The organism is Okeania sp. SIO2B9 (assembly GCF_010672505.1).
Lineage (GTDB): Bacteria > Cyanobacteriota > Cyanobacteriia > Cyanobacteriales > Microcoleaceae > Okeania > Okeania hirsuta.
The window spans coordinates 1-4,587 of sequence record NZ_JAAHGK010000577.1 but is presented as its reverse complement, the minus strand read 5'-3'; the positions used below and the strand labels follow the sequence as shown (position 1 = coordinate 4,587).

General features: G+C 41.5%; 2 protein-coding genes. Both read left to right on the top strand.

The features are described 5' to 3' along the window. The coding region (locus F6K13_RS19415) for an SDR family NAD(P)-dependent oxidoreductase (RefSeq protein ID WP_287288076.1) at positions 1-3,605 on the top strand (3,605 nt) is incomplete at its 5' end. A gap of 47 nt (positions 3,606-3,652) precedes the next feature. Beyond that, positions 3,653-4,587, top strand: a 935-nt coding sequence (locus tag F6K13_RS19410) for a polyketide synthase (protein WP_287288074.1), incomplete at its 3' end; no start/stop codon positions are given.

Sequence of the window (4,587 nt, the reverse complement as noted above, 5' to 3'; positions counted from 1 at the left end):
TTTTAGAAAAATATAAAGCTGAGTGTAGTCAATCAATAGAAGTTGAACAACATTATCAACAATGTCAGAAATTAGGGATTGATTATGGCAGCAATTTCCAAGGTATCTACGAGTTATGGTATGGAGAAAACCAAGCATTAGCTCAGATTAAATTACCCCAAGAATTGATAGCACAAACAATTGATTATCAGTTCCATCCCGCATTATTAGATGCAGCTTTGCAGATAATTGTTCATGCACTGCCAGAAGTAGACAGCGATCTAACCTATCTGACAGTCGGGATAGAACAGTTCAAAATATATGGTAGTCCTGGGCTTTCCTTGTATGCTTGCGCATCGGCGATCGCTGTAGTGGAAAGTGAAAAAAGTTTAACCGCTCAAGTGACGCTAGTGACTCCAGAAGGAGAAATTATTGCCACAGTCGAAGGTTTACAAGTCAAACTGGCGAATCAACAGACTATACTAGGAACAGAAGTAGAAATCAGTAATTGGTTGTATGAAGTAGAATGGAGATCCAAAGGTCTTTTGGGCAGATTGCTACCACCTGCTTTCTTGCTCGATCCCGTAGAAGTTTCCCAAAAATTAACTCCTAGCTTTAAAGAATTAGTAAGCCAGGTAGATAATACTCAGACCTCAGAAATAGAAAGGAACCTGGAAGAATTAAGCGTAGATTATATAGTGCAAGCTTTGCTATCAATGGATTGGTCTTATAAGCCAACAGAGAGCTTTGACTTGGAGGCCGTAGTTCAACGTTTAGGTATAGTTCCGAGTCAGCGACGATTATTTGGGCGTCTGCTACAAATCTTAGAAGAAGTAGGAATACTTAAGTACGACCAACAGCAATGGCAGGTACAACAAACCCTAGAAAAAGTCAACCCTAGCGAACAAAGCCAGAGTTTACTGAATCAATATCCAGAAGCAGAAGCAGCATTAACACTCTTAAACCGTTGTGCATCTCAACTCCGTGGAGTCCTCAAAGGAGCAATAAATCCCCTAGAACTGGTGTTTCCGAAAGGGGATTTGACGGCAGCTACCCAAGTCTATCAAGACTCAATTGTAGCCAAGGTGATGAACACGATAGTACAAAAAACCATCGCTCAAACTATTGAGGATTTACCCCCTAGCAGAGGGATTCGGGTGTTGGAAATTGGAGCGGGAACAGGAGAAACTACAAGTTATATTCTGCCCCATCTAAATCCTAATCAAACAGAATATATATTCACTGATATTGATGGCATACTTACCAGACAAGCTCAACAGAAATTCCAGGATTATAAATTCCTAGACTATCAAACCTTAGATATAGAGGTAGAGCCAAGTAGTCAAGGATTTGCATCTCATCAATATGATGTAATTATTGCAGCCAATGTTCTTTATGCTACAACCAGTATAAAGCAGACATTATCCCATGTCCGACAACTGTTAGCACCAGGGGGAACATTGGTATTGTATGAAAGAACAACTCGCTCTCGATTTTTGGATTTAATTTTTGGATTATTAGAAGGATGGTGGAAATTCAGCGATGATGAATTGCGGGCGGACTATCCTCTCTTGAGTCGTCAGCAGTGGCAACAGGTTTTGAGTGAAACAGGTTTTACTCAAGTCGTTACTCTCCCAGAAGTTGAGGAGATGCCAGAAGTGTTTGCTCAACAAGGAGTTATCGTTGCTAAAGCTCCTCCAACAACTTTAGACTCAACATCATCGACACAGAAGAGCTGGTTGATACTGGCAGATAAACAGGGAGTTGCTCAACAGCTAGCTAGTCACCTGCGATCATCAGGAGATGCTTGTACATTAGTATTTGCTGGAGAGAACTATCAACAGCTTGCCCCGGAAGAATTTACGATCGCTCCTCATCATCCAGAAGAATTTGAGAAACTGATAGAAACTGTAGCTACCAAATCCCCATCCTTACTGGGGGTAGTACAATGTTGGACAACCGAAGCAGGGGTGGGTAGAAACATAAGCGCTGAGGAATTAGGACATTTATCGAAGCTAGGCTGTGGTACTACCTTATCTTTGGTACAAGCTTTAGTCAAAGCCAAGTTATCTGAGTCGCCCCGGTTATGGTTAGTAACGAATGGTTCTCAAGCAGTACCGTCAAATAATTCAGTCATACCAGGAGTAGCCCAATCTTCATTGTGGGGTATGGGGAAAGTAATTAGCCTAGAACATCCCGAACTCAAGTGCGCGTGTATAGATTTAGACTCACAGGAGACGATAGAGACTCAAGCTGAGGAACTATTCGAGGAAATTTGGGCGGAGGATAAGGAAGATCGGGTAGCATGGCGTGGGGATGAGCGTTATGTGGCTCGATTGGTGGCTAGTCATCATCAGCAAGCAGTGACAGCACAAGAAGCTGATGCTACTACTACTCAAAAGTCTTTGCGTTTCCGGGAGGATGCTACCTACTTAATTACAGAAGGTATTAGCAGTTTAGGGTTATTGGTGGCTCGTTGGATGGTAGATAAAGGAGCCAAGCATCTGGTGTTGCTAGGAAACTGTTCGCCAGATGGTACTAACAGTCAAACAATAACTGAGTTAGAAAAAGCTGGAGCTTCGGTTGTAGCTGAAAAAGTTGATGTGTCCGATATGGAATCGATCGCTAGAGTGCTACACAACATTAAGGACTCAAATATACCGCTAGCAGGAGTAATCCATTCCGCAGGAATATTGCCCGATGGAATGCTACAAGATCGGGTTTTGTCTGACTTTGAAGAAGCGATCGCATCAAAAGTTAAAGGTGCTTGGCATTTGCATCAATTGACTCAAAATCAGCAGCTAGACTTTTTTGTAATGTTTTCTTCAGTTGCATCTCTGTTGGGTTCACCAAATCAAGGAAATTATGCTGTAGCTAATGGGTTTCTAGATGGTTTAGCTCATTATCGTCGGGGTATGGGATTGCCAGGATTGAGCATTCATTGGGGAACTGTTGCTCAAGGTGGAGAAAGTGTTAGTTTACAGCAGCAGGGAATAGCAGCAATATCTCCAACTCAGGCGCTAGAGTCTCTAGAGCTACTGATGAGTGGTTCAGATATAGAAGTAGGGGTGCTACCAATTGAGTGGTCTGCTTGGCAGGAAAGAGTAGCCCAATGGCCTTTCTTGGCAGATTGGCAGGAAACAACTCAAACTACTTCTGAAATATATAAGTCAGAATTTCTGGCAAAATTGGAGGCAACAGCACCCAATGAGCGTCGCTCGTTATTAGTGGCTCATGTTCGACGTCAATTTGCTCTAGTGTCAGGAATTAAAAATCCTGAATCTATTTCATTAGAAACAGGATTTTTTGACCTAGGAATGGATTCTTTGACTTCTGTTGAGTTGAGGAATAAGTTGCAGATAAGTTTAGATTGTTCTCTGCCATCTTCTCTAGCTTTTGATTATCCTAATATTCAGTCACTAACTGATTACTTGGAAGAAACAATACTTCTGCCATCAGAGGCTCCTGGTTCTGAGTCAGAAACACCAGAGGCAAGATTGGAGAAGGATTCCTTGGAGCTAGAGTATTCAGAAAGTCTATTTTCTGAAGTTAATCAGCTTTCTGAAGATGAAATTGATCTGGCGGTTGATGACGCTATAGATGAATTAGATCGACTTTTAGAATGAGTTAGTTAATATCAAATTTGTAATCATAAAGTATAGGAGGAATAAAGATGGAACTTAACTCACCCGAAAAACTCTCAAATGAGCAACGTTTACTACTAAAACTCAAACAAGCAACTGCAAAAATTCAAGCACTTCAAGCAGCAACTACAGAACCAATAGCTATTGTTGGTATGAGTTGTCGTTTTCCCGGAGGTGCATCTACTCCACAAGCTTTCTGGGATGTTTTACAAAATGGAGTAGATACGATCGCTGAGGTCCCAAAAGAGCGATGGCATCTTGATGATTATTACGATCCCGATCCAGAAACTCCAGGCAAAATGTACAGTCGTTATGGAGGATTTATCAATGGAGTACAAGAGTTTGATGCCAATTTTTTTGGTATTTCCCCTAAAGAAACCACTCATTTAGACCCCCAACATAGATTACTCTTAGAAGTCACTTGGGAAGCTCTAGAGAATTCAGGAAATAATCCGCAACAACTTAAAGGAAGTCAAACGGGTGTATTTGTTGGTATTTGTACCAATGACTATACTTCTCGTATATTCAGTCAAGGTCTAGAAAAAATTGATGCTTATATGAGTTCAGGTAACTCCCACAGTACAGCATCAGGGCGAATTTCCTATACTCTGGGGCTAGTCGGACCTAATTTAGTAGTAGATACATCCTGCTCTTCTTCATTAGTAAGTATTCATTTAGCCTGTTCGAGTTTAAGAAATAAAGAGTGTAATCTAGCTCTAGCAGGAGGGGTGAATTTATTGCTATCTCCAGAGCTTAGTGTTGCTCTGTCTCAAGGTCGTATGTTATCGGTAGATGGTAAGTGCAAAACCTTTGATGCTTCAGCAAACGGTTATGTCCGTGGAGACGGATGTGGGATTATTGTATTGAAGCGCCTCAGTGATGCAGTTGCCAATAAGGATAATATTCTGGCAGTAATTCGTGGCAGTGCTATTAATCAAGACGGCCCCAGTAGTGGTTTGACAGA